The sequence below is a fragment of the Desulfogranum marinum genome, assembly GCF_016918565.1.
Classification (GTDB): domain Bacteria; phylum Desulfobacterota; class Desulfobulbia; order Desulfobulbales; family Desulfobulbaceae; genus Desulfogranum; species Desulfogranum marinum.
In genome coordinates, this window is record NZ_JAFFQD010000054.1 from 1 (window position 1) to 26,885 (window position 26,885).

Below are 26,885 nucleotides of genomic sequence, written 5' to 3' on the forward strand. Positions count from 1 at the left end.
TGAAAAAATAACAGCGTCGCTTCGCTCCGACCACCTGGCCAGTTTCACTGGAATAGGTGGCCGGAATCACGTGGACTGACTGGCCGGTTTCGACTGGAATGGGTGGCCGGATTCAGTGGAATACGCACTTGACTTAGATCAGTCGGAAAACACTTTTATGTCACGGCCTAGTTTACGATCAATTTCAAGTGCATCTTGAGCGTTAAGATTATTTTCATTGATGTAATATAGTTGCCCATCTTTGGGATGCGTAGTTATATCTTCAATAGGGTAAAAATTCCTATCGTTGAAACACATAGCCTCCAAACACTGAAGATCTAATGTAAAATTTATATCAGTAGCGATAACATTTTTCTTCGAAATTTCTTGGAATCTCTTGGCTATATCCTCTCTAATGGCGTCCATTTCTTGTCCGAATTCAGATAACAAAACCAAATTAGGTTGCCAATGAAATATTGATGCTAAGCATCCTATCATCCCAAGATGGTTTGTATATAAATAATCACTGTTTTCCGATAAAGGCTTATTACAATCATAGGAGAATTCACGCTCCTTTATCGAGCCGATATGCGCAACTAAAACATCAACGTCACCATTATCATCTTCAATCTTCTTCAAGCTATCTTTCGCAAGATCTTTGTTCTTTTCTTGAAATTCTGTTGACCACCCCGTATCGCAGGTAAAGTTAATGGTACAAAGTTTATTCTCTTCATCATCATTGATCTGAAAAATAAACCCAACAGCATAATCTCGAGAAATCATTTCGTGGTGCTTGGCATCAGCAACAAAAACACTCACAGAGTCATTTACAACAAGAGACTGATGACGATTTAGAATTACAATATCTTCAATATAATAGTTGTCTTTCGGATTTGAGAGATCGAAATAACCAGCGAATTTTTTAAAAGTACCTAGATTAACAAACAGCTTTATTTTTTTAACCGGTTCTTCTGTATGCTTATCATTTCTTTTATACAACAAAGAAAAAATACTCTCTAACTCGACAGTGTGATCATTGTGAGCGTGCGAAATAAAAACACAATCAATATCATCAAGCTTAAATCCGGCATTCATGAAATTTTCAACGAAATTGTAACCAGGATCAATCACGATTCCAAAGTCAGCAGCTCTCAGGAAATATCCTCCTCCTTTGTTAGAAAGTGATTCATTTTCATTAGGCAAGACTGGAGTATAGGAGTTCCATTTTCGCAAAACTGTTAGCTTGTATTTCGGATCAGCGACACCAGACTTTCCGGCTTCAATGAACCTACTAATCTGTTGTTGCTTTGCCTCTATATACTGAATGGTGCGATTTTTAAACCCTTCATCAGAATTGATCAGAGTCACATACTCGGCAATAGCAGAATCAATATCTTTCTTTTCGACATCTTTAATTTGCATCAAGACCAAGCTCCCTTTTCAACTCTTTGTAAAGAGTCGTAACACCTTTTTCACCCACTAAATGGTTAAATATATCTTTTCCAAAGAAGTCATCAGATATTTTGCTAAACTCACTCTCCACGAACGAATGAGAAAATTCGACACTTTCACGAATTGCTATATTAAGAAAATCGTTCATCAAGTTTATCAAAGTTTTGATTCCTACAGTCTTTGACAGGAGCTTCTTCTCCCCCCAGTACTCAGGAAAAGAATTAGCGACAGCTGTAAAAAAATGCCATAAAACATTGTACATCAACTTAGCATCACATTTAGTTCCAGACGACTCTATAGTCTCTTGTACTTTGTACTTTTCAATAGCCGTAATCAAAGCAGCTTGAGAAATAAATCCCTTACCAACCCCGAGCATTTTGATTTTATTATAAAGTGGAGAGGAAGAGTCATCTTGTAACATTACCACTGCTTTGTGTGACAGGTAATACTTAGGAAAAATATTCTCTGATATGCCGAGAAGATCAAAAACATGCGATTTGTTCACCGGCTTCTGGTTGTAATTTATCTGTACAAACAGCTCAGCAACTTCAGCCAAAGACAAATCAACTAACGCAGAAACGGGTATATTAAAATCATCCTTATCAATATGCTCAAAAGCTCTTAACCTATGTTGACCATCAACAACAAATGCAATCTTTTCATGCTCTGAAACTGTCTTTCTATTACGAACACGATCTTTCAAAAGTCCAATATTGAATGATTTCCCATCATACACGTCTTTGAGTTCTAAACCATTTTTCGCAAGTTCTAAGTTAAGAATGATATTATTCGACAAGAGAGCACTGTCATTTGACACAAACTCGGCAATAGCTCGACTTCGCCTATTGTCAAACTGGCGCTGAAGTCCCTCAACTCGATCTACATCACGAGTGTTAAAATACGAGATCTCTTTAAGGTCTCCTGCTGTCAAACTTAACAGGAGAATAGTTTTGTCATTTCCTTGTTTGATATCTAGAGCTGGGATGAACTCGTCCATAACTCCTCGCCTATGAGGTCAAATTTTATGCTTAACTTCAATTCACAAGACATTCTTTACAATCGACAACTTTATAAGTTTCAGCGACTAATTTCTCAAGTTCCTCCTCAGCAGTATCAAGCGTTTTGTAAGAGACCTGGTAATGGCGCAAGAAACATTTAACACGCTCGTTGGACCTTTGTAAGTCATCTTGCTCAAAAATATTACTTTCTATAACGGGTAAGACTTCTTTAATCTCTTCTGCATTTAACAAACTATAAAGAGTGCGCCATGCCGCTGTTAAGCCTTTATTTTCACAAAACCGTCGATGCAGTATGTACGCTTCTGGCATATACAGAATCTCATAAAACTCATCTTCATCTTTTCCGAATGCCGCTTTAAAAAAATCCAGTTTTGTACCGACCTTGCCCTTAGTAGCGTTTAAAACTGTCTGAATGGATCGGATATACTTTTTGTTCCAAAGTCTTCCAATGTATGTCCGTCCATGGTGAAGCTTATTGTCATCCCATATTGGACTGTAACGCATCGGGAAAGAGTAGATTTGCAAATTAAGCTCATTGCTCAACTCAACATTTATCCGCATTCGCCGGTACAGCTCAATAGGTTCATCTTCAAAGTTATAAAGCAAATAATTCGATAGATTCCTAATCCCATGTTTCGCAGCCAATCTCACGGCTTTCTCATAAGCCGAAGCATATTTCATACTGTCAAAAGCTATACGTAGTGGCTTTATCGGTATTGTTGCCAACAAAGCCATCTTTTCATCGGTTAACAGACGAGCATCAACACCTTGATTGAAATCAACATAGCGGAATTTTGCGGCTTTGTTCCGGCGTTGTTCATAAAGTTCCGCTATTTCCTCATAAGCACCTATGATTTGTTCAGTTAACGGTAAATATTCTGAACAGATTTCGTATTTTGCCAAAATCTCCTGATAGTTTTTCAGTGTAACTCCAGCAAGACGAGCCTCAAACTCAAGTAAAAGTCTGTAAGCAAGCCGGGTATAACCGTATACATTGATACCAGTTTGCAAGTTCTTGATAGCTAGTTCCAGGTAGTTCGGGCTAACGTACTTAGATCCTTTGGCAAAACCGTTCGCTCGTATGTCATCTATAATAGCGTCGAATTTTTTCGAAGCTAAAACGTTGTTATCGAGTAAGAGCAGATTGCGACGAGCACCGTATAACTGACTAACATCATCAATCTGCTCGCTGATATCGACGTATTCTTTGAACTCTGGTTCCAATGTTGGGACAGCACAGAAGTCGCATTTACGTATACATCCTCGTGAGGTATATCCGTAATAGCCATCATGCTCCGGATAGTGATAATCGATTTCTTCTAAAATTGAGTAATCTGGTGTAAGTTGATCGATGATTTTACGATCCCACCGGTCAAGAACTCCTTTCTTGTCAAGGAGCCCGACAAAAGGTTGTATTCCGGTCGCTTCTTCAATTTCGTCTGGAATCAATGACGCCATCACACCACCAACAACGACATCTTGCTGATCCCGAACTAATCGTTTGCAGTACTCAATCGTTTCAACGCTCTTTTTGAAGTAGAATGTAAATAGAGTAGTCACACAAACTCTGTCCCAGAGAGCGCATTCATCTACTTTTCCACTTCGATAGGCTTTGTGAAAGTATTTCAGCCAATTTGAAATAGCTGGGCTAAAAACTGTACTTTTGGATGTTAATTCAACATGTAGAGCTTTTCGACCATATTGAATAAACTGGATGATCTGCTTTCTGTAACAACGCCAGTCCACAGTTTCATCAATCGAATAAAACTTTTCGATGACAGTATCAGTATATATCTCAGCAACTAGTTTCCGTAAATCGCCCTTGAAGAAGCGCACATAATCTCCTCGCATCCGATGGTAGGTAGCGAGCTTCATCAAACCTAGAGGTGGATATTTGTTTCTATAGCCTGGCTCTACAAGGAGAACCCGTCTTTGCTTCTTATGTTCACTCACCGTTATTCGCTGGTCCAAATCGTTCTTCGATTTTATAAATCAGATTATTTTGCAAGTCCGGTGACAGAACAGTTCTGATGATTTCATATATTTCACCGACTAATTTTTGCTCTTTTTTACTAAGTTTGCTTAGCTTGTTAGCCTTATATTTTTTGCCGTTTTTGGGTTCTTTATCCTCCGGCTTCGGCTCAACGGTAGCCTCCGGTTTTGTTGTCTGTGTATTTGTTCGATAATCTACAAATCGCTTCAATGAGACATCATCTTCCGCTTGTTCTCGGAGACGGTGCAACTTCTTTTCAGCTTTTTCAGCTTTTTCTTTGGCCTTCTCAAGCTTTTCTTTCTCCTCTTCTTCGTGCTGAGGGCTGTAGAACTCTTGAGACTCAAACGTTTTTTCGAATTTTTCCACTTCAGTGGAGCAAGAAGCAACAGACTTTTCAGCGGTGTTCCAATCAGAAGCTTTCCGGCAAAGACCATGTAGCTTATTAGCAAATTTCTGTAGTTGGTCTTCAAATTCGCTTAGGAGTTCACACTCATCAAAATAGTCTCGTTGGCCATTTGGAAACAACTCCTCATGAATGACGTGAATTTCTCCGTAAAAATATCTATGGAATCGATTTTCACGGAAAAATTTCTGAAAAGTGAACTCATCGCCAATCTGGATATTTCCTTTGCGAAAACGTATACCCCAGGCTTCATTATAGGCCGGAATTAGCTGCATTTGCTTTGTTAAAGTATACCACCCGACTGCAAGAAGCTGATTATCTTTAGAGTGTAACTCGATGAAATCTATGTCAATAATTTCATCGATACTTCTTTTCTTGTCTCCATCGTTTTTGTAAATGAAGTTTCTGTATCCTTTAAACAGTTCCTCCATATTGACAAAGATCCTGTAACCGTCGCACTCTACATCACGGTCAGCAAGACCTTCGAGAATTGGCTTCGTAAACATAAACCGTGGAGTATAAAAGTTTACTGGCGCAACCATTCTCAAATATTTCTGCACAGAGCTGACGTTAAGAAGCTTTTCGTTCTTCACGTTTTGCAATTTAACTTTGAAATAATGCGCGTCCTTGCTCTCTGATAGGTTGTTTTCAAAAGTCGTGATGTCTTTAATTACTTCTGAAGCGAGCTTTGTATCTGTACGGTCGCCGATAATATTTCGCAGTTTTTTGCCGTCCCATCGCAGTATCGTTTTAGTAGGTTCGCCTTTGTAAGAAGTCTCTATTATTAGCTCATCACAGTAAGCAAGACCTGCTAACCGCCCAATTCCACGGAAACCGAGATTCTTGGTTCTGTCTTTTTTAGATGCTGCGATACTGGTTAATATACTCCAAGCAGTCTCTGAAGGTACGCCAACGCCATTATCTTCAAAAGTTACGTATTTCTTGGTGCTATCAATATAGATTTGAACATCACCGTCGCTGAGCTCGGCCAGCAAGCCAAGGTCGACAGCTTCATTGATTGCATCTATAGAGTTCTGGATGTATTCACGAAAAATGACTAACGGGTTGTGATACATACCCGTGGTCAGTATTTCGATAATATTTTTTCCAATCAGGACATCGTCGTTACTCATAATTATTTTTCTTGAAAGTAAATTGGCTTTGGAAAACGGATATGAAGCGGAGACGTGAAGACCGGATTTTGGACTATGTATTCACCTTGACTCAAACGAACCATCATATTTTTGTATACAGATGGTATGTAGCTGTAGTCTTTCTTTGATACTTCAATAGCATTTGTGCGTCCATACGCATGCGTCGAGCAGTTTCCTTTAACTCGTTCATGAATAGCACTCTTAAACTGCTCTGCTGAAAAGAGCACGATTCCAAGAGATCGACCTCTTTCAGAGATGTCTATGATCTGCCGTAAGATCGGAGAGCCTTTTGGTAAATCTGATCCGGCATATTTGTTCAGCTCATCAATGAAAATTACAATTCTTGTCGGGATTTCATCCTCACTATCAGTTAACTGCCCGAGTTTTAAATCGTAGATTGTTCGGATGACATCTCCAAAAACAAATGATTGTAAGTTTTCATCCAATTTAGCAATATCGACAACAAACATGTCGTTGGAGCGTATCTCTGAAAGAGCTTCACTGAGTCGGACTTCTCCCTTTTCTGGCACTACCCGGCTTCCAAACATCTTATTCTTCAAAGACTTTGAAATGATCCTTTTGAATTTACGCCAGCTCTGAACCGTAATCTCTTTATCACCGCCTCTCTTGGTTTGTCCCATCTCTGTGATTTTTTCTTCAAGAACATCCCAATCTCCAGCGTTAGCAAAGACACCTTGTCTGGACTGAATGTAGTTGCACGCTGACTCCATAGTGCCGGTAGAGTCTTCAATGTTTGCAAACAGCAAGTCTATGTTTTCGAGATCTTCCTCAAGTGTGTATTTGAACCTATGTCCTTTTTTATCTTGAATCAGCTCATCAACATACTCTCTCGAAGCATAAGAATTGGAGAAATCATCTTGCTCGTGCGGGAAGAAGTACTTTACGTTCTCAAACGGGGTAGGTTCAATGCCAAGCTCCCTGTATCGTTCAGCATCTGCGTCAGAGAATTGATCTTTTTCCGGTGGTTGATCTAACTTAAGTAAATCACGCCCTTTCACGTTTATAACAACAAAAGCGACGGATTCATCACCAAACGGCCTATCGGCTTCGGTTTGGCTCATCTTGTGCTGCATCCCTTTAAGAAGGAACATCGCGTATGAGGTTTTTGCAGCCAGCCCTGAAATACCACTGATGTTTAAATGTGCTCCTTCTGGGCCAATTAGGAACTTTCCGTTGAACTGAACTGGTAACTGTATCCGTTCATCATCATTATATGAGTACATTTGAATGTAACCACACGGCAGAGCATTTTTAACTCCAGACAGCCCTAATGCATCACTAACCTCATTTTTACTTGCTAACCGGACTGCACTACCATCGCGAACAGGTATATATATTGATTTCGTGTTTCCAACTACACGAGCTTTGATATAGTTCATTCCGATTCGTCGAGTTGGTGCGGATATGTTTACATCACCAAAATCATTTGAAATATACGCTCCCATATATCCAGGCGTATCCGTAATATGATTTATTTCTTCAATCACGCCGTAAGTCTTGGAATCATTCAGGTGGTCAACAACAACAACATCAAAAGGATCAAGAATCCGCTTTGAATCTGTCCAGAAGTAAAATTCGTCGATTGTTGTAGGTCTATTTTCAAGAGCTGTAATTTTCCCAATGACTTTCATAGTCCGCCTTTTATAACAAATTCATGATCACGTGATCGCTTAATCTTCTGCTTTTTAGGCAGCGCTCGGTGAGGTGTATTGGATAAAGATGATTTGCCCAACGTGGGTCACTACCATAGCATGTCGGGTGCCGTTCCCAGATAATATTTGCTGAAATCGTATCTATTTCGTCAGTCGGCAAGCCGTTCTCTACTGCATTTTCATCAACCAAAAGCCGTTCAACTTTAACAACGCCATCAAATGGACTGATTGTGTCTTCGATTCTACGGATACGCACATACCATGCAACAAAATGAACAGCGCCTCCAGAGCCACCGGCTACGTTTGATCTGAATTTGAAGGCCGGTGTTCTGTGGTAGAGTGGGAGTTTTGCAATCTCTACGGCGTTCGAGCGCCCCTTAGAATCATAGCTTTTTTCCGGGTTAAATTTCTTTGAAACACCTACAACACATTTATAGTTACTCTTCAAATGTGAGATATCTTTGTAGGTTCCACGGCTTATTTTCTTATATTCAAGGGAGCCATCCTTCATGAGCATGGAATCTGGTGTCAATAATTTCTGTTTCTTGACAAGCCAATTAACAAACCCTTTCTCCATGTCCAGCATCTCTTCATGCAAGTCCGCAATTGCTAAATCCGCATAGTCTTCATCCTTCACATTCTGGTACGTTATGATGCTATGCAGCTCTAAATTGAGCCTTGTAAGTGTGGATTCGTTGTTGATCTTATTGCGAATAGCGTCAAAAAAAGCTGATTTTCCACCTCCGTCGGGGTTTGCAGTGGTCGGAACAGCCAGAATTAATCGATTATCGGTTCGTAAATTAGATAAATTTCCATCTTTGTCACGCTGACAACATGATGCTCCGATCTGACCAAGCAGGATTGGGTAAATACGCTTGGCGTACTGGATGTCATCTAATTTATAGACTCTTCTCGAGCCATCCAGGAAGTAGGAAAAGATGGGAGAGCTAATTTTAGATATTCTTTCAGCGAGTGGCTGAAGGTTCCGAGATTTTTTTGATTTGTCGGTTTCGCCGAAATTCTCAAAAATGAAATCTTGCTCTTTGTCGTAAAGTGATCCGGGAGCTGACTCTGAATCATAGCAATAGCGATGTGTCGTATAACTCGTGCCATGCGTTTCATCTTGAAATATTTTTAGAGGTCTCGGATGGTTTGCCATTCACATTTTTAATGAGTTATAATTTCGCGTTCGATATGTAACTCAGCTTTAGTTACACGCTACAAATCAGTTGCCACAGCCACTCAGATATAGCGCTCTAATGCCCTGGTTTCAAGTTATTTCCCGAAAACATAGAACCCGGGTGAAATTATGCTTTAATTGCAGTAACCGATGCTAGCGTGTTGAAATGGTACGGCTTTATCAAGTTGCCATGCTGCAACACTCAAATGATCCTTTGGTACAACCACACTTAGCTGTTTAATCATTTTGTTACCCAATTTCTCAATCTGGCAGAATCCCGAAAAGTAAACTTTATGAGACGTTCTGATTGACTTGTCTCAATAAATGTCTCAGAATATAGTTCTCAAATCGTCTAAGAGTATTTGTGACTAATCTGGTACTGAGGAAATGGGATGGCACTGGTCGGGTATGCACGAGTAAGCTCAATTGGACAAAGTCTAGATGTGCAAATGGATATGCTCCAAGAGTGTGATAAAGTTTTCAAAGAGAAAAAAAGCGGTTCTTCTGACAAGCGACCAAGATTGAAAGCCTGCCTCGAATATGTAAGGGAAGGGGATACCCTCGTCGTTACCCGTCTTGACAGACTTGCTCGCTCTACGCTTCACCTGTGCCAAATAGCAGATGAACTACAAAGAAAAAATGTGAACCTTCAGGTCTTATCACAAAACATTAACACCGGTGATGCCACTGGCAGGTTACTTTTCAACATGCTTGGAGCTATATCACAATTTGAAACAGAGATTCGTGCTGAACGACAGATGGATGGTATTCTTAAGGCGAAAGAAAAAGGGGTTAGTTTTGGGCGAAAAAAGAAATTGTCCCAGGACCAGATTCAGCAACTACATCAGAGACGAGCAAGTGGGGAACTGATCAAAACATTGATGAAGGAATACGATCTATCCAAAGCCAGTATCTATCGTTACCTTTCCTCCCGTAAGGGATGATCCATTTTCCAATAAGCGAATAGCTGGTATTGAATTAGGTTAGAATTTAAAAGGTTCAGACGCCCGGAAAAAAGAAGACCTATCCAGGTCAGGTAATCGAAACTGACACCGCATCATTTGTTGCATGCCTAACCACTTTGCAATTCGAATTGCTTGTATGATTTGCTATGAAGAGTCCATTCCCAAAAACAAATCGGCGATAGGAAGACATCTCAGACTGCACCCGTTTAATCTGTTTGTTTAAGGTTTTGCCAATCCTGAAACTCTCTGGGACGAAGACGGTAGCGGGCGTAGTTCCCGGCGTGCAAGGTCTTGATTTCTTCGTTTGCAACCTCAAGAAATTGTTCCAGATCATATTCAGGGACCAGTTTTATGGCCATTTGTGAAATAATTTTTGTCGGATCATCCGTATTCCCACTGCCGACTTTACGGATCACTTCCCTCACGCAATCAATCAAAGCCTGGCGATAACGCAGGCGAAACGTATCTGGCTCACCTATGGTATGTCGTATTGCCTGATAACGGGTACATGATCGTTCATAAGTCCATACAAATACTTCTCGCATCAGTGCAATATGGTTCAACTCATAGATACCCAGCAAGCCATTAATATAAAGATCTTCAGGCACATCCATAAATGATAGAGGGCACAGATTGTGGGTAATGAAAGGAATATTGGCTGCCAGTCTGGAGACTCTTTTATTCACATCCTCAAACGGCTGCAGGTAAGGAAGGTGGACAGTGATAAAAAATGCCTGCTCAAAGGGATCGGAAATAACGGCGGCGGTATCGAGAATTTTCCCGAAAATTTCATCAATGAGTTGAGGAACGGCCAAGGGCTCATATACCGACTTGCCTATACCAACTGGGATAGTGCGCAGACGGCCTGACGCCATGGAATTGCCAAGCAGATTGTCTGAAAGCAAGGCATGAAGATTTAAAATGGTTGCCCGGTCAAACCCTGCTTCATAGGTCGAATCAACAAGAAACTCAATTGCGGCCTTGTGATTGAGGATCATTTGGGTTTCAAAGGGGGTTTTCCCCGATGCGACCTCCCCCTGTGCAATCAGGCGCTCAGTTTCCAGGAGAGAATAGGTGTTGCCTTCCATGCGACTCGATGCCCAGGAAAGATCAATTAACAACCTGTCAAGAATATGCCTGATGTATGTTCCCGCAGTATAGTCAACGCCCAACCGCCGTCCCTTGTCCATCAGGTGTTGTCGTATTTTGGGCGACAGGTAAAAAGTGTTATTCGGCTGATAACCATCGATAAATTCTCGCTGATATCCTACAGGATGGCGGGCGGGTATGGGGCGAGAAACCTGCTCAAGAATCTCTTTTGCATCAAGAGACAGGGGAATTCCACTGTCGGTTTCTGTTGGTTGTATGTCGAGGGTAAGGGGTAAGTAGCTGGTGGCTCGTCCAACACCGGTGATTTGTACTCGCCCTGCCTTTTCAAGCTGAACCAGTCGTCGCTGCAGGGTACGACGATTAAAAGACAAACCGTTATCTTTTAGCTGCTTTTCAATTTCACTAATTCGCCATCCAGTTGGTCGATCAGCGAGTAATACTGCGATAGCATTTAACTCTTTTTCAGAAATAGATTTCGGCATTATTCATTTGTCGTGGAAAGTATTTTACACGACAAATAAACTTTTTTATTTGTCACAAGTCAAGTTTTTGTGACAGGTTTAATGTCACAAAAAACGGTTTGAAGGCCTGCTGGTAGAGTTGTATTACCCCTTTCAACTTTCATTTTGATAAGTTTCTCCAATTCAGGGGTAAGCGAAACGTTCATCTTGCACCTCCATGTTCGCATTTAATTCCCATTCCTTAAAAATAGTCTCAATAACAATGATTGGCAATCCTTGTTATTTTATTGTGGCAGGGTAAAGCAGAGGAAACCATCTCTCAACAATATCTATCGGAAAACCTAAGCGCACTGGCCCTCTAAGAGTATCAGAGACAAGCAATCCTTTTTTAACAAGAGCATACAACACTTCTCTGGCAGCACGATCTTTAAAGCCTGTAATTTCTTGAGCCTTTCCTCTCCCGAATTCACCGATAAGTAATGCCTCACGCAACAGGGCGTAACTACCCTTGGGAAGCTCTTTCATGGCAACCATTTCTTCAACATGAATACGCATACGCTCTGAAAGTACCTTGAAATCAAGAAGATTGTTCATGTACTCTACTTGGTCGATACAAGTTTCCAGAAAGAATTCACAAAATTTAACCAGAGCTTTTTGAGATAAAGTCCCTCTTCCATCCAAGTCTCCCTGCCTCGGAGCATCGGCTGCTTGCAATATTGATTTGTACTCTTCTTTCCGTCTCGCCAGTCCTCGCGCAACTGACCAAAGCTCACTTCCCACATCGATATTTTTAAAGGCAGCATAAGACATCAGACGAACCACCCGGCCATTACCATCAAGAAACGGGTGTATCCATACATAACGATGATGTGAGGCTGCAACTGAGGTAATGCGTTGCAACTTTGAAAGTCGTCTTTCATCGTATGCTTCATCAAAGCGTTTGAGGAACATCTCAAGGTTTTCAGGGTGAGGCGGGATATGGCGACCGACCCGAACGGTTTTGTCGCGATGAATACCCGGAACAACTTTTATCTTTTCACCTGTCTCTGGATTCTCGCTCCAGAGTAACTCTTCCGGCATGCGATCACAAAATTCCTTATGTATCCACCTGCCATAGGTCGATGATAAAGGATTAACAGTTGGTGCTCCCCCTTCATCAATCATTTTTTGTACTGCGATATGAGCAGCGGCCTCTTTTTGCAGAGCACGTTTTGCGGGTTCGTTTGAATAATCCTGTGCCAGGGCTCGATCAATATCATGGGGATGCGTATCATGCCCTTCAATCAAGTTGGAATAATAGCAATTCATTGAACGGACCAAATTCCCCACCGACTTTGCCACAATAGGATTCAGCATTCCAGCAAAAGAACTGGCTTTAGAAACTAGATCTAGCGCAAGATCGTTCAAATTACGTGCATTTTCAGGAGGGAGCAATGGCTCCATCGCTCCAATTTTTTCTTTCATGGTATCCTTTTTTCTTTGCCACTTTATTTGCCACTATTATATATATTATAACAAATAGTTAAAAATAATAACATTGTATATCTTGCCACTAATTTAGCCACAGTTTTTACCATTAAAATTGAGAGTCCGTCTTCAATAGAAACTGACTTGCAACAGGGGGCAGAAGCTATCTCTTGATTTGCAGCTTGAAAAAAGATAACCTTTTACAATACAGACAAATTGTTACCTTTTTATCCTTTTCTCAATTAATCTTTTTTGCTTATTAACAGTCATGAAAACCATCTCATTCGTCTCTCAAAAAGGAGGCGTAGGAAAAAGCACTCTGGCCATGGCAACCGCATATGAGGCCTCTAAAAGTGGACTATCAGTGAAGGTCGCAGATATGGATACTCAACAGGGTACCCTTTCTGATCTCCACAGGCAGCGTCTCAACAATGGCATTCCATCCATTGGTTCAGTGGAAATTTTTGCGGCCTTAAACGATCTTGAAAAATCACTCACCAACAGTAATTATGATTTCCTGATTATTGACGGTACTCCTCGAGCCAGCAAAGGTACACTCGCAGCAGGTAAAATTTCAGATCTTATCGTCTTACCTTGTTGTTCAAGTAGAGCTGATCTCATCCCGACAATCAAGCTTGGTCATGAGCTTGTGAAGAATCAGATCCCAAGGACCAATATCGTTTTCGCATTATCCAGGGTAACCACTGAATCAGAAATTAGTGATGCAAGAGAATTTATTACTGAAACTGGTTTTAAAGTCCTTGATGGCTGTATCTTTGAAAAACCTGGTTACAGACAAGCTCAAAACGATGGATATGCTTTGACCGAAACAAAATGGAAAAGCCTCAACGACAAAGCAAACATTGTTTTGGAAAGCATCTTAACCAACTTATTGAGCGAGTAGGGTAATGGCAGACTTCAGCAAGATTAAACAGACCAAGAAAAGTCGTTTTGGTGACGCTCCCTCTCCTGAGGACAATGATAATAATCTCGATGCGCCGGAAACAGCACCTGCACGTAAACCACGGAACAAAACTGGTCGTACGGTGCCATTTGCAACAAAAGTCACCGCTGAGTTTGACGAAGATTTCAGGCGTATTGCCTTCTTTGGAAAAATGAAAAAGGTCGAACTGCTTGAAAAAGCGTTAGAAGCATACAAGGAAGCAAACGATATTGAGTAGGTAAATTTATATCTTTTTATCTAATTACCATTTTATCTTTTTCCCTATTTATACTATAATAAGATGATACAGAGAACATCGAGATACCCGTCAGTAAATATAGTAGATCTAGGGAGAAGGATGAAAAATGCTCTGCTACAAGTATTCATATTATGTGTGCATCATCCCCGACCGAAACAAAGAAGCTTTTTATGAGCTCTTCGCAGGAAAAGACCTTTGGGGATTTATCCTGATCAGAAGATGGGGAAGAATTGGTACTAAAGGGCAACCTGGGAAAAAACAGCGCTTTCTCGAAAAAACGGGAATGCTGAAGGAATATGAGCGTGTCCATCATGAACGGATAAAACATGGATACTTGCAGGTGAACCAAACTTTTCACGAGATCATGAAGCAGGAATCTGATACACCTGATTCTCGCACATAGCAAAAAATTATATCATTCAACTAAACACAATCAGGAGCAATACATGAACAAGAAGGAACTGGTCGATTACATTGCAGACAACGCTGGACTTGAAAAGAAACAAGCGGCCGCAGCCCTGGATGCAACCCTCAAAGGTATTACCGAAACATTGGTTAAAAAAGACAAGGTCACCCTCATTGGTTTTGGCACTTTCTCAACCTCAGAGAGAGCTGAGAGGCAGGGTAAGAATCCTCAGAACGGCAAAGCTATGACTATTCCGGCCAAAACGGTTGTCAAATTCAAAGTAGGCAAAGCCATGGGAGATGAAGTAAATAATGGGTAACTCGGGATATCCTGAGTTTGACTGCCATAAAAAGTTTGTTAAGGAGTGATCTAGCCATACTCCATTTTCAATTAGTCGCGAGTAAACTTTCAATTGGTCGAGACTATTCTTGCAATTAGTCGGCTGTTCATTTACGATTAGCCGCTATGATAAACCAAAATCTATATCCCCGTTTTCTTCGTGCTCGTGTTGTAGAAGCCTTGGCTGATACGCCGGTGGTACTGATCCATGGACCGCGGCAATGCGGAAAGACTACCTTGGCGCAATTGGTCGGGGAAGAAGAAAACTTTGCGTATTACACCTTTGATGATGATGTACAGCGAGCTGCAGCTCAAGCTGATCCTGTCGGTTATGTAGCGGATCTACCAGAGCGGGTAATCCTTGATGAAGTGCAACGGGTACCGGAGTTATTTACCTCTCTAAAAGCGGAAGTGGATAGGCGGCGGGAGCCTGGTCGTTTCATCCTGACTGGCTCAGCAAATGTTCTGCTGGTACCCAGGTTAGGGGATTCACTGGCAGGACGTATGGAAATCCTGCGGCTGCACCCTTTATCTCAAGCTGAACTTGCCGGTGAAGATACCGGTTTCCTGTCATTGCTTTTCAAAGCTTCCTTCCGGGCAGGGCCATCGGGCAAACGTTTGGGTGTGAAACTCGCTGAGCGAGTGGCGTCGGGGGGCTATCCTGCGGCACTCGCGCGTGCCACATCACGACGGCAAATGACATGGTATAGGGATTATGCCGATACGTTGATTCAGCGCGATATCCGTGATCTTGCGCGGATCAGCGCGTTGGATGCTTTGCCGAGATTATTGGCTCTATCTGCCGGGCAGACGGCATGCCTGATCAACATAACCGAACTTGCAGCACCCTTCCAAATAAGCCGTCCTACTATTCGTGAATATATAACGTTGCTGTCGCGGATATTCTTGCTGGAGGAATTGCCTCCCTGGCACAGCAACCGGATAAAACGCCTCATCAAGACCCCAAAGTTGCATCTTGGTGATACCGGATTAGCCTGTGCTTTACTTGGACTGGATGCAGAAATGCTGTGGAAGGATCGTGCTATTTTCGGGCACCTTCTTGAAACTTTCATCTATCAAGAATTACGTAGACATGCAAGCTGGCATGATGATGCCATAACCTTCAGCCATTTTCGAAGTAAGGACAAGATTGAAATCGACATTGTCCTGGAATCAAGAGGCCTCGTGGCCGGTGTTGAAGTGAAAGCTGCGGCAACGGTAACTGGTGATGATTTTAAAGGGCTACGAAAACTCCAGGAATCCGTTAAAGAACGGTTTACTGCCGGTGTGGTATTATATGACGGTGACTCAGTTGTACCATTTGGAAGCAATCTGTATGCCGTTCCCATATCTTGTCTTTGGTAGACAAAAAGTAGAGCAAAAATCTGCCAGAGGGGGCCTGGAGAAATTTCCACAGAAACCATAAATTTAATATGGGTTACTCCTCCAATCTTCATATTTCTATGAGGCGTTGCCTTTTCATTGTTCCGCAGGGAAGGGAACAAAAAAAGCCGCCTCCCCGAAGGAAAGCGGCTGGTAGTCAAGGGCACAGGGGGCAACTCTTGTCTATCCCTATGCGATTTCTTTAGCAAGTTTTCCCATTTCTTGAGTCAACACCCAGAGAGCCTGGTTTAACTTGAGATTCTTATCAAGGGCTTTTACCGGTCTGGTTGTCACCCTTCGTCTTCTTCCGTTTGCTCCGATCTTTGATCCACGTAAACCACCATCGATGATATTCGATTGAATTACGTTAAAGGTTCTCCAGATATCACGACCTTCGTCCTCGTGCCTTCGTGTCTTCAAAAGATCATCAGATTCGATGGGAGCTTCATCCGGTTCATCGTAAACCAGATTGTGTGCAGCCTTAGCAAAAGCACTCTGTGCCTGTGGTATAAGCTCAATCTGTTTCAACTCATCCATCTGACTGGCGATATCACCTGCAGAACCAGCGATTTGTATAGCGGATTTCATGAAATCATCTGGGTTGAATCCGATATGCTTGTGACTGAAATTGGCATATTCATCACCAATAACCAATCCATTAGAGCAAATGAATCTCCAAATCCCAGCCATTAGCTTGAAAGAGCAACCTCGATCATGGCTGTTATAGAGCAGGAGATCGATACGCTCATCACGCATTATCAAATCTGGCTGTACAAAGCGTATCAGATGTTTTTGATATCCGTCACGTGCTCGCTTTCTTACACCTGACTGCGTGGCAAAGATAGGTTGCCATCCTACGTCACGTAAAAGGTCAATGGCCTTCACTGTAGGAACAAAGGAATATTTGGAAGAAACACCCTCCATGGGTTCCCAGGCTCCAGCTGCAGGTGCCATTTCGATGATATCGTCGTTTGAAAGTATAGAAATATTACGTGTCATGGTCTTGTCTCCAATTGGTAAAAATAAAAGCAGGGACAAGATACAACTCCCCCACCGGGGCAGTATGTTGCCCCTGTTGAGGGAGATCGGAACGAGCTTTCCAGCTGAACCGACAGTTTTTTGTGTTTGGTTAATCTACTATCTCTCCATTATCATCACACACCCAGTACCAGTCTTCAGCCAGTGTCCGAGCTTCTTCAGGTGTGAGAGAGCTTCCTGCAAGTCTCTCCATAGCTTTAGAAATGAATATCTCTCGTTGCTTCCTGGCCGCCTCAAGAGTTGGATATCGATGGTGTAAGGGACCATGTAAATTGTCGCCTGCCCGATAATATTCAGACTGAGGTATTTTGTTTACATCGGGCTTGCTCACGCCGTTGCCTCCTTGAAAATCCATCTCCCAAACAGCTCAATAGCCTGGTCTCTGGTGACAACCTGAAACCGCCCACCTTTGTCCGACATCTTGCCCGTAAGAAAGCTGGCATTTGGGGAACCTGCCTCGGAAATCCAGGTTAAAACCTGCTGCCGCATATTTCCTGCAGTACGTTTGCAAATGGTGGTGGCATGAGCTGTGCGGATGAAAAGAACTTCGCCATGTACTTCATTGAGCAGCTGATCGCTGACCAACTCGTGGGATTCCGAAACAGTTACGGGATGGATAACGTGTGCTGTTTGCATATCTTGCCTCCATAAGTAAAAAAGGGGCAAGACTCCCCACCGGGGCAGAATTGCCCCTGGTGAAAGGGAATAGTTACTTTAACAAGCCGAGATCTGAGAAGGATGTAACCTCATCGCCGACAACAAGGTGATCAAGCACCTTGATTTGCAAGGGATCCAGGAGGTCTTTGAGCTTTTTAGTTAACTCAATATCCTCTTTACTCGGTGTTGATTGTCCGGATGGATGATTGTGGGCAATAATCACTGCCGACGCATCATGGTTGAAAGCAGCCTTCACCACTTCCCGTGGATGCACTGTATTGCAGTTAATAGTGCCGGAACAAATCACCTCAAAACCAAGACTGTTATGAGCGCTATCCAGAAACAGGCAGGCGAACACTTCCACCCTATACTTTCTGATTTTCCAGCCTACTGCTACCTTGGCATCGCTTGAGGAGCCAATGAACTCGCCTTTTTCAAGACGATCGTCACTGAGTCGGGTAGCTTCTACAAATATCGCATCCGCAGGAGCTGGGTGATATTTTCCTTTTTCTTCCTGTACGTAGAGCATTGATTTATCCTCCAAATAAAAAAGGGGGAACCAATGCCCTTTTGCCAGGGATTGATTCCCCCGGTCATAGGGCTTTTTCAGCTGTAATTAAGAAGAGGGGAACGTTCAGAATGGAACGTCACTCTGGTAGCTCGGTGGAACTTCACGTCTGGAGTTTTCGTTGCCACCGTCACTACCGCCAAGCATTTCCATTTCTTTGGCATGAATTTCTGTAATGTAACGCTCTACCTTATTCTGATCCGTCCACTTGCGGGTTTTATTCTTCCCCTCAATGTAGACCTTAGAGCCTTTACCAAGGTACTCGGCACAAATATCTGCCAGGTTGCCCCAAGCGACGATTTTGTGCCATTCGGTTTTTTCCTGCTTGTTTCCCTGTTGATCCTTCCAGCGCTCAGTTGTAGCCACTGAAAATGAGCATACAGGGGTGCCGTTTGCGTCCCGAAGTTCCGGATTGTTACCAAGATTGCCGATGAGAGTTGTTTTTTGCATGACTTCTCCTTGCATTGAAATTGAGCCAGGAGAACATTGCCCCACCGTGGGGGAATAGTTCCCCTGGTTGGGTTAAGGTAAGAATTAGTTAACTGGAGCTATTTCTTTTGGAGCTTTCTTGATATCCAAAAAGGAAAATGTTGAAGGCTCCTGAAACTCGGATATGGACGTGCCATTATCAGCTAAAAAATTATCCAGGCTGGTCATATCCAGATTCTGTCGTGTACGGGTTGTCTTTTTGAGAAGGTAGCCACCGGCCCTGAAATTTCCTCTGGCACGAACCATAGTGAGCAGGATTTTCTTCTGGATGGCGACTTTCTCCTTGTACTTCTTCTCCTTTTCTCTCAGTTCCTGAAAGTCAGCGATGAAGTCATCCATTTCAGGGATATCATCCGCTGCAAACCTGGGGCATGTACTGATATGGTTGCAAAAACCACAAAGCGGCCCCGGCTCTGTCTTCAGTTCTATCTTTTGGCCTTTCAGACTTTGCTGATAGTCGTTCCAGATAGATTCAGCTCTTTGAAGTAATCCATTGTAAAGCGTATCCTGCGGGGTGTAACCGTTGAAAAAAGCAGCGTCGCCATCACCTAGATCAAGGGATAACACCGCTCCTTTGACCATATAGTCAGGATACTTTTTAGCCAGGGCCCCCATCTGCAGATATAGCTGCGACTCCCAGGAGCTGTACGGCTGATCCGGTATCTTCCCGGACTTTACTTCAAGGATGGATTTGATCTTCTTCTGCCGCGCCGTGAACACAAAGTCAATGTGCACCAATGCCGGGAGCTTGTCTGTGGAGATGTCCACTTCCACCTGTCGCTCAAAATTACTGAATCCGGCTGCGGTAAACGCTGCGGCCACAATATCTTCAGTCATATGTCCCCGCTGAAAACGCAACAGGGTAGCCAAATCATGTTCACCGGGATAGATCCTATCAAGAATTACCTTGCGAGGGCAATGTCCGACATCGGATGCGCCCAGGTAATCCCGTCTGTCACCAAGTGTTTCTTTGGTATGCTGCTTTGAGAGAAGCTGTAAGCTGTTGTGCAGGGTGTTTCGAATATCCATGTCTGTTCTCCTTTAAGGTTGCGGGAGAACACACGGATATCCCCATGAGGGGGAAGTGTGTCACTCCCTCATTGGGTAAGGTGTCTTGTTGGTTTAGTAAGTAGCGTTAATGCACGGCCACTTCCTTGTACCAGTTTTTCTCAGCTCCATCCCACCGGAATCCATCAGCTTTCAACAGTTCCTTCTTGTTGAAAGTATCTCCAATGGCAATCAGTCTGCCATTGAGCTGCTGATAGTCAACGCCGGCGATTTGAGGGCCGGGTTGAGGTGGTGTCTCTCGAACCGAGGTTTGTGGTTGCTGCTTCGGTTGGTTGTTTTGTTTCTTGTTTTTCTGTGCAGATTTTTGTTGCGGTGAGGGAGAGTGTCTATTGTTTGCCGGAGACCTGTTTCCAGAGCCACTTTTATATACATCTTCAAGCAGTCCCCGATAGGCATCGGAACCAATAGAGACAAGAGAAAAGCATTTCTGAAGAGCGTCGGTAACGGCACCTTTGTAGGCATCGCCAACGTTTTTTTTCACAATGTTCATCTGCCCTGTATGGGAGCCTTTGCAAAGCCATTCATTTGCTATGCGAATAAAAAGCTTCACCTCCACAACTGCCTGGAAATCAAAAATTTCTTTGCTGACAATTTCATAACGCCAGTTCTCAGGTTGCAGGATCTCATTGACCGCATCAAAAACATATTGTGGTTTGAACCCGTATCTGATCTGACCGATGACTTTGCCATCTCTGTCTTTGAACATTACCTGCTGCACCGCTTCGGAACCAAAGCTCCGTAACTGTGCATTGATCTGTTTTACTGTCTCTGAAAAAGTTTCTGACATGCTGTTTCCTCCTCGTTGTTGATAGGGAGGGAAACAACAATACCCCTGTGGGGAGTATGTAATTTCACTCCCTGGCTTGGGGTTTACTTCTATCGTTGAGGAAAAAAGTCGCAGTGAGGCACTCTCAGTGCTGCGTCAACAAGACGCAATTCTCCTGGACGATTTTCTAAGGAAAAAAAGAGAGCAGAATTTTTTTTACTGCAATTCTGCAGGGGGATTTGCCTGGATTTATAGCAGGAAAGTTCGCTGCTGCAATTAAACTTTGCTGACCAGACGTGCCGTTCGGCTCTGAATCAAGTTCCAAGGGTCATCCACAAAACAAAAGAGGTTCACCTGTGTGATTAAACATTTTGTCTGGAGCCCAGCTAGTTCCCGACTTTGCGGGATTACTTGAAAGAATCAAGTGGAATAATACTAAAAAAATATCTCTTTTTTCAAAAAAATCAAAGGAAAATGTTCCGCCCCTGGAAAAGAGTATATAAGAGGGGATTTTTCAGGAGCGGAAATTATGGGAGCGACATTCCACCAGATCATCGATGCGTTCGTCAATAAACACGGCCTGAGCAAAGGTCAGGTAATAGCTGAGATTGAAAAAACATTTTCTTCCATGCTTTCACGTTGGCACCGGAAAAACGTGGTGGTTGTTTTCACAGACGGTCAGCTTTCAGCACTTGGTTACCATGAAGACGCCGCAGGTCCTCTCCAGATACAGATTGATCTCGCGACGATGCGCGGCTGGAACACGATCAAGCGGATACTGGATAAGAATCTCAGTACAGCTGCCTGTCTGGATGAGGTCGGTAGGTACAAGCGGAAGGAAAAGGGCATTGTATGGGGAGAGGTAATCTCAAGAGATGAGAATAGCCTGGGGATCGAGCTGGATATGGAATTTGGTGTTTCTCTGTATGGTACCTGTCCCCTTCAATATCTCGGTAAACATGAACGAGGGCGATTGCTCATTGGTGATAGAAAGTTTTTCCATATCAGGAGGGTTGAGTCAGTAATGTTTGGCGACATCCCTCGGACACAGATCACGGTCGACCGGGTATCAAAAACTCTTGTGGTCAAGCTCATTAAGCACCAGTTGAGCCCCAGGTTTCATGAGATCAAGCTCCGTTGCACCAAACGCTATGTGGGCCATAAGAGTTTTGTTGAGTCCAGTATGTATGTACCCAGGAAAGCAATCACCAAAACAGCTGAAGAGCTGAGTGAACATATCCAGGTGAATGTGATCCGGGAGAGGACGTAAAAGCGCCCATGATATTTACACGCGAAAAGAACAACGAGTGTGCGGTTGAGTTGGGAAGCGGCATCAACCTGGATGCGCCCGAAACAATCATGCAGATCAGGTATCCGGATAGTTACCGAAAAGCCCATTTCTGGTGTTTTGGAACCACCAGGGTCGGCAAAACGAGAGCCATGGAAAACATCATTGAGCAGGATATCCGTAAAGGATACTCGGTGGTGACCATTGATCCTAAAGGTGACGGAGATCTATTTTCCAAGATTGTTCAGGTCGCATTTGAAACGGGCAGGGAAGGGGACCTGATGCTTATCAACCCGATCTTCCCACAGTACAGCGCAACCCTTGATCCTCTGTCTTCGTATTACATGGTTGAGGAGCTGGTCGCGCATATCACGGCAGGCGTAACAATCGGTCGGGAGCCCTACTATTACAGCGTAGCTTATGAGGTGAGCCTGCTTGTTGTGCAGTCCCTCATTATGCTCGCACGGGCTACCGGACAAAAACCGTCCTTCAATCTCAGTGATATCAAAAACAATATCGGCCATGATGATCTGGCTGAACTCAAAGAAAAGCTCGATTATATAGACGATCCGGAGGCCGAACAACTTTCACGAGATCTGGCAAAAATTCTGGTGACCCCAGCAGAATTCAACTCCAAGGTGGGCAGCTCCCTGCGGGTTGCCCTCACTGAGCTGACCTCGGGAAATATTGGCAAGATCATCGGCAATGCTGAAGAGGATCGATTCATTGAGCGACTGGAAGCTGATAAACCTGTCATTCTGGTGGTTCAGCTTGGTTCGCTTCTGACCAAGCGGGCTGCCTACTCCGCAGGAAAAGTGCTCATCTCCATGATGCAGGCCTTTGTTGGCCGCAGGTATTCCAGCGATAAGCGGGTTACTCCACCCTTGGCACTGCATATCGATGAGGCTCAGTCGGTTCTCTACCATGGCATCGAGGATCTTTTTGCAAAGGCCGGTGGTGCTGGGATCTATATTCATGGATACTGCCAATCCATCAGCCAGCTCTATTCAGAGATTGGCCAGGATAGAGCCAACACCATCCTTGATAACTGTAACACCAAGCTGTTCATGCGGGTGCCGGACACAAAAACTGCAAAGTATGTTTCAACCCATCTTGGTGAAAAACGAACCTACAGTCCAATTATCTCCCTTGGCGGCGGACTGTCAATTCGAGAAACCGAAGAAACAAGGATCAAACATACGGAACTTCTGAATCTGGCTCCCCGGCAATTTTTCCTCACCACCTATTCCGGGGTGTACCGAGGGGTAACCAGGGATGTATCGGAAGCCTCCATTAAGGTTGTATTCCCGGATGTACAGGGGGCTCTCCAGTCATGATCAGTTTTAATGGATTTTTTATCGCCGCCATTGGTTCCCTGCTCCTTTATATCCTAAGCGTTGTGATCCTTGGCAGGCGAAAACAAACACGAACCATTGATCAACAGAAAATTCCGCTCAGTGAACTTGCCGGAATCTGGGCTGAGAGCAAACGTACCGGCCAGATTCATATCAAAGACATTGCACCCTTATGGCGAAAAAGCACAATTACCGAGGAAGAACGCTCTGCCTATCTTTTTAAGTATTCCAGAACCCATCAGTGGTTCCAGAAAAATATTTTAGATCAACCCTGGTTTAACCAGGCAGAAGCACATACGGAAATCTGTTACCAGCTCTTGCGGATGCTTGAGGAAGAAGATCCCTGTCCTTCTGTTGTGAACCCCTCCAACGATGTGGAAGCCTCCTGGAATACAAATACATACAACATGCTTGGCAAAACATCGCTTCTTGACCACAGCCTGCATGTTGCTGAGCAGACAGTTGCACTGCTTATCGATATTAAAGCACACCACGTCATTCCCGATGCCATGGTTGCCGCGCTGGGACATGATATCGGCAAACTACCCACCAACCGAACCCATCTCTACAGTCTGGGAGAGCATCCTCTGGCAGCAGGCCGGGTACTCGCTGAGATTAAATTGTTTGGGGAGATTTCCCGTAAAGAAGAAATTTCAAAAGCAATCAAACATCACCATATGAGGCCTGAAGGGTTGATCGGTAAAACCCTCAAAAAAGCGGATCAAAAAGCCAGGCAACAGGAGCTTGAAGAAGCCGTTAATCTGCAGAAACAGGGGGGAGAACCAGGTGAGGTTCCTGCACATAAATCGGGTTCCCTGCCAGCACCAGAAAACAGTCTGGCGAGACAGGCAGATACTGATATTTACGGTGGTGATGAAAAATCTCGCTCAAAAAATAATAATTCTTCCAGGGCGATTAACCAGATAAATATCTCAAGCTGGTTTGAGCCCAAAGCATTTCTGGATGAACTGAAACCGTATGTCAACCGGCTTGAAGGCAGGAGGTTCATGGCCTTCTCCATGCCAGGCGGCCATGTCTATTTTCAACCCAAAGTCATTGAAAAAGTGACCCGGAAACTTGCCGAGAAAGCTGGCGCAATGGACATTGCCACCATGGCGGACAAAGACAAGTCCATGCAGAACGTTCTGTTCAGTGTGGTTGAACAATTTCGGAGCGGCCATGACATGATCGCAAGAGACCTTATCAATGATCAATATTTCGGCGGATATTTCACCATCAAAATGCAAAGCGGCAAAACAATGAAAGGGTATTTCACGCCCTTTAAAGCTGAAGCCTTTGGCTCAATAGCTGAGTTGGAAAATAACAAAAAGGGCATTCTCAAAAATTTTATTTCCGTAGACGTATATCAGAGTTGAGATGAATCATGGCAGGAAAAGACGATTACAGTACGAATACCACGATTATCCCACTTGGCGGCAGCGGCAGTTACAGGCCACGCAATATCATCAGTGCGATTTCTGAGATCCAGCAATTCTACGTCATAGAAAGCCAGGGGCAGAATATCCCTTCTGAATTCCTGACCCTGGAAGGCTCCCTGGACCTATTCAAGATTGGTATGAGAAGCGGATTTAACGAGGGGTTGTTTATCGTCCTTTTGTTCCCTGTTTTCTCTTTTTACCTGCTCCCCTTCGTACTTGATACCTCGGATCCATTCGCAAAAGGTATGGTGACCCTGGTTCCCTACCTTCCCCTGATTATCAATACCGTACTTTGTGTCTATATCGGCAGATATTACGTCGGGAACATAACCCGGCGTGCCATCAACTCTCTGTTTATCGGTAGGGGTATGATACTGCTCCTGAAAGGGTTCCTGATTTATGTGATCTACCAGATCATCTACAAACTGAGTACACAGGAATATGTTTGGGCTGTTGCACAGAAATTCAGCCAGCCGGAGAAGATCTATCAAGGTTACCTGGAAATCCTACCGGAACTGGTTCCCCTGGCCACCGAGACAGCCGTAGGGATGTGCTTTGCAGCTATCTCGCCCTATCTCGCCTCGTACGCTCTGGATAAATGGAGGCTGTATAGAGCAAAGAAAAATATGGAAAAAATACAATAGTATCCATCCACAGGAGATGAATAGATGACAAGCCAACAAGACAAAACGACTGCCAAAAAACCCACAAAACAAAAACGCCCCAAGTTGAGCCGTGAAGAAATACTGGAGAAAAAAATCAGCATGGCAAGGGAAAGGGGATCAAGGGTGATAAAAATTAATTCCCCGCTGGGCAGCATCATGTTCAACGTACTACGCCAGTTTGACCAGGCGTATGCGAACTTCAAGGGAAAACTCGGTGAACCCGGAGGTATCTCTTACGAGGAAGGTGCACAAATGATGGCAAAAGCAAGAGACATAACCATGGAATTTTCTGATCTAACCAAGGAGCTCAGTGAGCGGGTTGAATTTCGCTACTACACACCAGACGAATTAAAGGAGTTGCAGCCATGAGCGAGTTCGAACATTTGATTACAGTCAAAGAAGCTGCAAAAAAATATCCTTTTGCTGAAAAGACCTTTCGTAACTGGAGATCCTGCGGCATTAACCTGCAGATCTTCGTCAAGGTGAGCGGAAGACTTCTCATTGATACCAGAGAGATGGATTCTATCGTCTATGCAGACAAGCAAGATACTCAGGAGAAGGTTCGGAGGCTTGGTCTTTAACGCAGAGACACATCTACCGGATCAAAATATGTGTGAAGTAAAAACCAGAAAAGCATTCCTTGAAGAGGATATCCCGGTCAACCCGCCCCTACCAGAATACTTCAACTCCACCCCAAATGATCAACGTCCTGAATGGCAGATCGAAGTCCTTTGGAACAGACCGTTCGTTGAGATGATCTCCTTTTTTGGTAATGCGGAATTTCGAGAGGACTGGTACAGGCACTGGCCTTCAGGAATAAGATATGATGTCAGGTGCTTGGATGGTGGTGCGTGGGACAGATCAACCTGTTGGGGAATGTATCCCACCCTTGCTGAAGCTCTCGAATGCTGTAAGAATGGGCCGATGTGGTAAAGTAATCCTTTGTGATATCTGCTATGCCAAAATTTCCCTCACAGAGCACCAGGTAACTAGCCATATACTCAGGGAAAGTATGGACTTTACCGGGCATCAGGTAAGAGGAAAATAACCGGCCATTTTTGAACAATCTCTACCTTGAGAGAAACACCTCCTATCGGAGTAGGTGAGTAGACTGCTCACCTTCGTAATGGCAATGTTAAATGCTGTGATCCGTTACTGAGGTTGGCGGTTCTTTGGTAAGGTACACCTTCCAGTCGCTCCATTTTCAACCAATTTCATCAAATAGCCAGTTCTACCTTCACAGTTTGTATACGTAACAACCCTGTTTTTTCTTGTTGATTTAGATGTTTACCTGCAGCTAACTTTTCCCATTATATTCTTTTAAGTCAAGATTTATCTCCGAATTGAGCGGAGTCAGGGACCGCTT

At 43.6% G+C, this 26,885-nt stretch carries 28 protein-coding genes; 13 read left to right on the forward strand and 15 right to left on the reverse strand.

From position 1 onward, the window contains the following. Nucleotides 1-138: 138 nt before the first annotated feature. The 6 genes from JWH17_RS20480 to JWH17_RS20505 form a co-directional block, all read right to left on the reverse strand. Nucleotides 139-1,401 carry an MBL fold metallo-hydrolase gene (locus JWH17_RS20480; RefSeq protein ID WP_205224557.1) on the reverse strand — a complete coding sequence of 421 codons (1,263 nt, stop codon included), beginning with the start codon at nt 1,399-1,401 and terminating at the stop codon, nt 139-141. Beyond that, entirely contained in the window at nt 1,391-2,428 is a 1,038-nt protein-coding gene (locus JWH17_RS20485) for a DGQHR domain-containing protein (RefSeq protein WP_205224558.1), read from the reverse strand. Before JWH17_RS20485 ends, JWH17_RS20480 begins: the two co-directional genes overlap by 11 nt. 37 nt (nt 2,429-2,465) lie before the next feature. Then, the gene (locus tag JWH17_RS20490) at nt 2,466-4,286 is read right to left on the reverse strand and encodes a radical SAM protein (protein WP_205224559.1); all 1,821 of its coding nucleotides are present in this window, start codon (nt 4,284-4,286) and stop codon (nt 2,466-2,468) included. 109 nt (nt 4,287-4,395) lie between these two features. Next, nucleotides 4,396-5,979, reverse strand: a complete 1,584-nt coding sequence (locus JWH17_RS20495; protein ID WP_205224560.1) for an ATP-binding protein — start codon at nt 5,977-5,979, stop codon at nt 4,396-4,398. 2 nt (nt 5,980-5,981) lie between these two features. Beyond that, on the reverse strand, nt 5,982-7,652 hold the full coding sequence (locus tag JWH17_RS20500; protein ID WP_205224561.1) for an ATP-binding protein: 1,671 nt from the start codon (nt 7,650-7,652) through the stop codon (nt 5,982-5,984). 10 nt (nt 7,653-7,662) lie between these two features. Beyond that, a complete protein-coding gene (locus tag JWH17_RS20505; RefSeq protein ID WP_205224562.1) occupies nt 7,663-8,832 on the reverse strand; it encodes a hypothetical protein in 1,170 nt (389 codons plus the stop codon). 413 nt (nt 8,833-9,245) lie between these two features. On the opposite strand from JWH17_RS20505, the gene JWH17_RS20510 reads away from it, so the two are divergent. After that, entirely contained in the window at nt 9,246-9,797 is a 552-nt protein-coding gene (locus JWH17_RS20510) for a recombinase family protein (protein ID WP_205224563.1), read from the forward strand. Nucleotides 9,798-10,024: 227 nt separating this feature from the next. Here the strand turns inward: JWH17_RS20510 and JWH17_RS20515 are convergent, their stop codons facing one another. Both JWH17_RS20515 and JWH17_RS20520 read right to left on the reverse strand, forming a co-directional pair. Continuing rightward, nucleotides 10,025-11,410: a Fic family protein gene (locus tag JWH17_RS20515; RefSeq protein ID WP_205224564.1), complete on the reverse strand. Its 1,386-nt coding sequence runs from the start codon at nt 11,408-11,410 to the stop codon at nt 10,025-10,027. Nucleotides 11,411-11,668: 258 nt separating this feature from the next. Next, nucleotides 11,669-12,853, reverse strand: coding sequence for a Fic family protein (locus JWH17_RS20520; protein WP_205224565.1), 1,185 nt, complete (start codon nt 12,851-12,853; stop codon nt 11,669-11,671). 271 nt (nt 12,854-13,124) lie between these two features. Here JWH17_RS20520 and JWH17_RS20525 point away from each other — a divergent pair, with 271 nt between their 5' ends. The 5 genes from JWH17_RS20525 (at nt 13,125) to JWH17_RS20545 (ending at nt 16,168) form a co-directional block, all read left to right on the forward strand. After that, nucleotides 13,125-13,760, forward strand: a complete 636-nt coding sequence (locus JWH17_RS20525; RefSeq protein ID WP_205224566.1) for an AAA family ATPase — start codon at nt 13,125-13,127, stop codon at nt 13,758-13,760. Nucleotides 13,761-13,764: 4 nt separating this feature from the next. Further along, nucleotides 13,765-14,037, forward strand: a complete 273-nt coding sequence (locus tag JWH17_RS20530) for a hypothetical protein (RefSeq protein WP_205224567.1) — start codon at nt 13,765-13,767, stop codon at nt 14,035-14,037. A gap of 127 nt (nt 14,038-14,164) precedes the next feature. After that, nucleotides 14,165-14,461 carry a WGR domain-containing protein gene (locus JWH17_RS20535; RefSeq protein WP_205224568.1) on the forward strand — a complete coding sequence of 99 codons (297 nt, stop codon included), beginning with the start codon at nt 14,165-14,167 and terminating at the stop codon, nt 14,459-14,461. After that, entirely contained in the window at nt 14,448-14,783 is a 336-nt protein-coding gene (locus JWH17_RS20540; protein WP_332468461.1) for an HU family DNA-binding protein, read from the forward strand. The genes JWH17_RS20535 and JWH17_RS20540 overlap by 14 nt, the downstream gene beginning before the upstream one ends. A 146-nt stretch (nt 14,784-14,929) precedes the next feature. Then, on the forward strand, nt 14,930-16,168 hold the full coding sequence (locus JWH17_RS20545) for an ATP-binding protein (protein WP_205224570.1): 1,239 nt from the start codon (nt 14,930-14,932) through the stop codon (nt 16,166-16,168). Nucleotides 16,169-16,375: 207 nt separating this feature from the next. Here the strand turns inward: JWH17_RS20545 and JWH17_RS20550 are convergent, their stop codons facing one another. From JWH17_RS20550 to JWH17_RS20580, 7 genes are all read right to left on the reverse strand, one after another. Continuing rightward, nucleotides 16,376-17,185, reverse strand: coding sequence for a DUF932 domain-containing protein (locus JWH17_RS20550; protein WP_205224571.1), 810 nt, complete (start codon nt 17,183-17,185; stop codon nt 16,376-16,378). Nucleotides 17,186-17,315: 130 nt separating this feature from the next. Continuing rightward, complete coding sequence (locus JWH17_RS20555) at nt 17,316-17,555, reverse strand: hypothetical protein (protein ID WP_205224572.1); 240 nt, start codon at nt 17,553-17,555, stop codon at nt 17,316-17,318. Further along, nucleotides 17,552-17,860: a hypothetical protein gene (locus JWH17_RS20560; RefSeq protein WP_205224573.1), complete on the reverse strand. Its 309-nt coding sequence runs from the start codon at nt 17,858-17,860 to the stop codon at nt 17,552-17,554. The genes JWH17_RS20555 and JWH17_RS20560 overlap by 4 nt, the downstream gene beginning before the upstream one ends. Nucleotides 17,861-17,933: 73 nt before the next feature. Further along, nucleotides 17,934-18,410 (reverse strand): JAB domain-containing protein, encoded by a 477-nt coding sequence (locus JWH17_RS20565; RefSeq protein ID WP_205224574.1) that lies wholly within the window; start codon nt 18,408-18,410, stop codon nt 17,934-17,936. 105 nt (nt 18,411-18,515) lie between these two features. Continuing rightward, nucleotides 18,516-18,899 carry a single-stranded DNA-binding protein gene (locus JWH17_RS20570; RefSeq protein ID WP_232371226.1) on the reverse strand — a complete coding sequence of 128 codons (384 nt, stop codon included), beginning with the start codon at nt 18,897-18,899 and terminating at the stop codon, nt 18,516-18,518. Nucleotides 18,900-18,983: 84 nt separating this feature from the next. Further along, a complete protein-coding gene (locus tag JWH17_RS20575) occupies nt 18,984-19,967 on the reverse strand; it encodes a hypothetical protein (protein ID WP_205224576.1) in 984 nt (327 codons plus the stop codon). Nucleotides 19,968-20,073: 106 nt separating this feature from the next. Further along, complete coding sequence (locus JWH17_RS20580; protein WP_205224577.1) at nt 20,074-20,793, reverse strand: hypothetical protein; 720 nt, start codon at nt 20,791-20,793, stop codon at nt 20,074-20,076. A 508-nt stretch (nt 20,794-21,301) separates the two neighbouring features. On the opposite strand from JWH17_RS20580, the gene JWH17_RS20585 reads away from it, so the two are divergent. From JWH17_RS20585 to JWH17_RS20615, 7 genes are read left to right on the forward strand one after another with little or no spacing between them, the layout of a single operon-like run. After that, on the forward strand, nt 21,302-22,042 hold the full coding sequence (locus JWH17_RS20585; protein ID WP_205224578.1) for a hypothetical protein: 741 nt from the start codon (nt 21,302-21,304) through the stop codon (nt 22,040-22,042). An 8-nt stretch (nt 22,043-22,050) separates the two neighbouring features. After that, entirely contained in the window at nt 22,051-23,397 is a 1,347-nt protein-coding gene (locus JWH17_RS20590; protein WP_205224579.1) for a type IV secretory system conjugative DNA transfer family protein, read from the forward strand. Further along, nucleotides 23,394-24,791 carry an HD domain-containing protein gene (locus tag JWH17_RS20595; protein ID WP_205224580.1) on the forward strand — a complete coding sequence of 466 codons (1,398 nt, stop codon included), beginning with the start codon at nt 23,394-23,396 and terminating at the stop codon, nt 24,789-24,791. Before JWH17_RS20590 ends, JWH17_RS20595 begins: the two co-directional genes overlap by 4 nt. Before the next feature lie 8 nt (nt 24,792-24,799). Further along, complete coding sequence (locus JWH17_RS20600; RefSeq protein WP_205224581.1) at nt 24,800-25,498, forward strand: hypothetical protein; 699 nt, start codon at nt 24,800-24,802, stop codon at nt 25,496-25,498. Between the two features lie 24 nt (nt 25,499-25,522). Then, complete coding sequence (locus JWH17_RS20605; protein WP_205224582.1) at nt 25,523-25,888, forward strand: recombinase; 366 nt, start codon at nt 25,523-25,525, stop codon at nt 25,886-25,888. Continuing rightward, complete coding sequence (locus tag JWH17_RS20610) at nt 25,885-26,100, forward strand: hypothetical protein (RefSeq protein WP_205224583.1); 216 nt, start codon at nt 25,885-25,887, stop codon at nt 26,098-26,100. The genes JWH17_RS20605 and JWH17_RS20610 overlap by 4 nt, the downstream gene beginning before the upstream one ends. A 28-nt stretch (nt 26,101-26,128) precedes the next feature. Beyond that, the gene (locus tag JWH17_RS20615; RefSeq protein ID WP_205224584.1) at nt 26,129-26,452 is read left to right on the forward strand and encodes a hypothetical protein; all 324 of its coding nucleotides are present in this window, start codon (nt 26,129-26,131) and stop codon (nt 26,450-26,452) included. Nucleotides 26,453-26,885: the final 433 nt, after the last annotated feature.

Coding starts and splice junctions, on each gene's coding strand:
- JWH17_RS20480 (WP_205224557.1), bottom strand. CDS start 1,401: ATGCAAATTAAAGATGTCGAAAAGAAAGATATTGATTCTGCTATTGCC.
- JWH17_RS20485 (WP_205224558.1), bottom strand. CDS start 2,428: ATGGACGAGTTCATCCCAGCTCTAGATATCAAACAAGGAAATGACAAA.
- JWH17_RS20495 (WP_205224560.1), bottom strand. CDS start 5,979: ATGAGTAACGACGATGTCCTGATTGGAAAAAATATTATCGAAATACTG.
- JWH17_RS20500 (WP_205224561.1), bottom strand. CDS start 7,652: ATGAAAGTCATTGGGAAAATTACAGCTCTTGAAAATAGACCTACAACA.
- JWH17_RS20505 (WP_205224562.1), bottom strand. CDS start 8,832: ATGGCAAACCATCCGAGACCTCTAAAAATATTTCAAGATGAAACGCAT.
- JWH17_RS20510 (WP_205224563.1), top strand. CDS start 9,246: ATGGCACTGGTCGGGTATGCACGAGTAAGCTCAATTGGACAAAGTCTA.
- JWH17_RS20515 (WP_205224564.1), bottom strand. CDS start 11,410: ATGCCGAAATCTATTTCTGAAAAAGAGTTAAATGCTATCGCAGTATTA.
- JWH17_RS20520 (WP_205224565.1), bottom strand. CDS start 12,853: ATGAAAGAAAAAATTGGAGCGATGGAGCCATTGCTCCCTCCTGAAAAT.
- JWH17_RS20525 (WP_205224566.1), top strand. CDS start 13,125: ATGAAAACCATCTCATTCGTCTCTCAAAAAGGAGGCGTAGGAAAAAGC.
- JWH17_RS20530 (WP_205224567.1), top strand. CDS start 13,765: ATGGCAGACTTCAGCAAGATTAAACAGACCAAGAAAAGTCGTTTTGGT.
- JWH17_RS20535 (WP_205224568.1), top strand. CDS start 14,165: ATGCTCTGCTACAAGTATTCATATTATGTGTGCATCATCCCCGACCGA.
- JWH17_RS20545 (WP_205224570.1), top strand. CDS start 14,930: ATGATAAACCAAAATCTATATCCCCGTTTTCTTCGTGCTCGTGTTGTA.
- JWH17_RS20550 (WP_205224571.1), bottom strand. CDS start 17,185: ATGACACGTAATATTTCTATACTTTCAAACGACGATATCATCGAAATG.
- JWH17_RS20560 (WP_205224573.1), bottom strand. CDS start 17,860: ATGCAAACAGCACACGTTATCCATCCCGTAACTGTTTCGGAATCCCAC.
- JWH17_RS20565 (WP_205224574.1), bottom strand. CDS start 18,410: ATGCTCTACGTACAGGAAGAAAAAGGAAAATATCACCCAGCTCCTGCG.
- JWH17_RS20570 (WP_232371226.1), bottom strand. CDS start 18,899: ATGCAAAAAACAACTCTCATCGGCAATCTTGGTAACAATCCGGAACTT.
- JWH17_RS20575 (WP_205224576.1), bottom strand. CDS start 19,967: ATGGATATTCGAAACACCCTGCACAACAGCTTACAGCTTCTCTCAAAG.
- JWH17_RS20580 (WP_205224577.1), bottom strand. CDS start 20,793: ATGTCAGAAACTTTTTCAGAGACAGTAAAACAGATCAATGCACAGTTA.
- JWH17_RS20585 (WP_205224578.1), top strand. CDS start 21,302: ATGGGAGCGACATTCCACCAGATCATCGATGCGTTCGTCAATAAACAC.
- JWH17_RS20590 (WP_205224579.1), top strand. CDS start 22,051: ATGATATTTACACGCGAAAAGAACAACGAGTGTGCGGTTGAGTTGGGA.
- JWH17_RS20595 (WP_205224580.1), top strand. CDS start 23,394: ATGATCAGTTTTAATGGATTTTTTATCGCCGCCATTGGTTCCCTGCTC.
- JWH17_RS20600 (WP_205224581.1), top strand. CDS start 24,800: ATGGCAGGAAAAGACGATTACAGTACGAATACCACGATTATCCCACTT.
- JWH17_RS20605 (WP_205224582.1), top strand. CDS start 25,523: ATGACAAGCCAACAAGACAAAACGACTGCCAAAAAACCCACAAAACAA.
- JWH17_RS20610 (WP_205224583.1), top strand. CDS start 25,885: ATGAGCGAGTTCGAACATTTGATTACAGTCAAAGAAGCTGCAAAAAAA.
- JWH17_RS20615 (WP_205224584.1), top strand. CDS start 26,129: ATGTGTGAAGTAAAAACCAGAAAAGCATTCCTTGAAGAGGATATCCCG.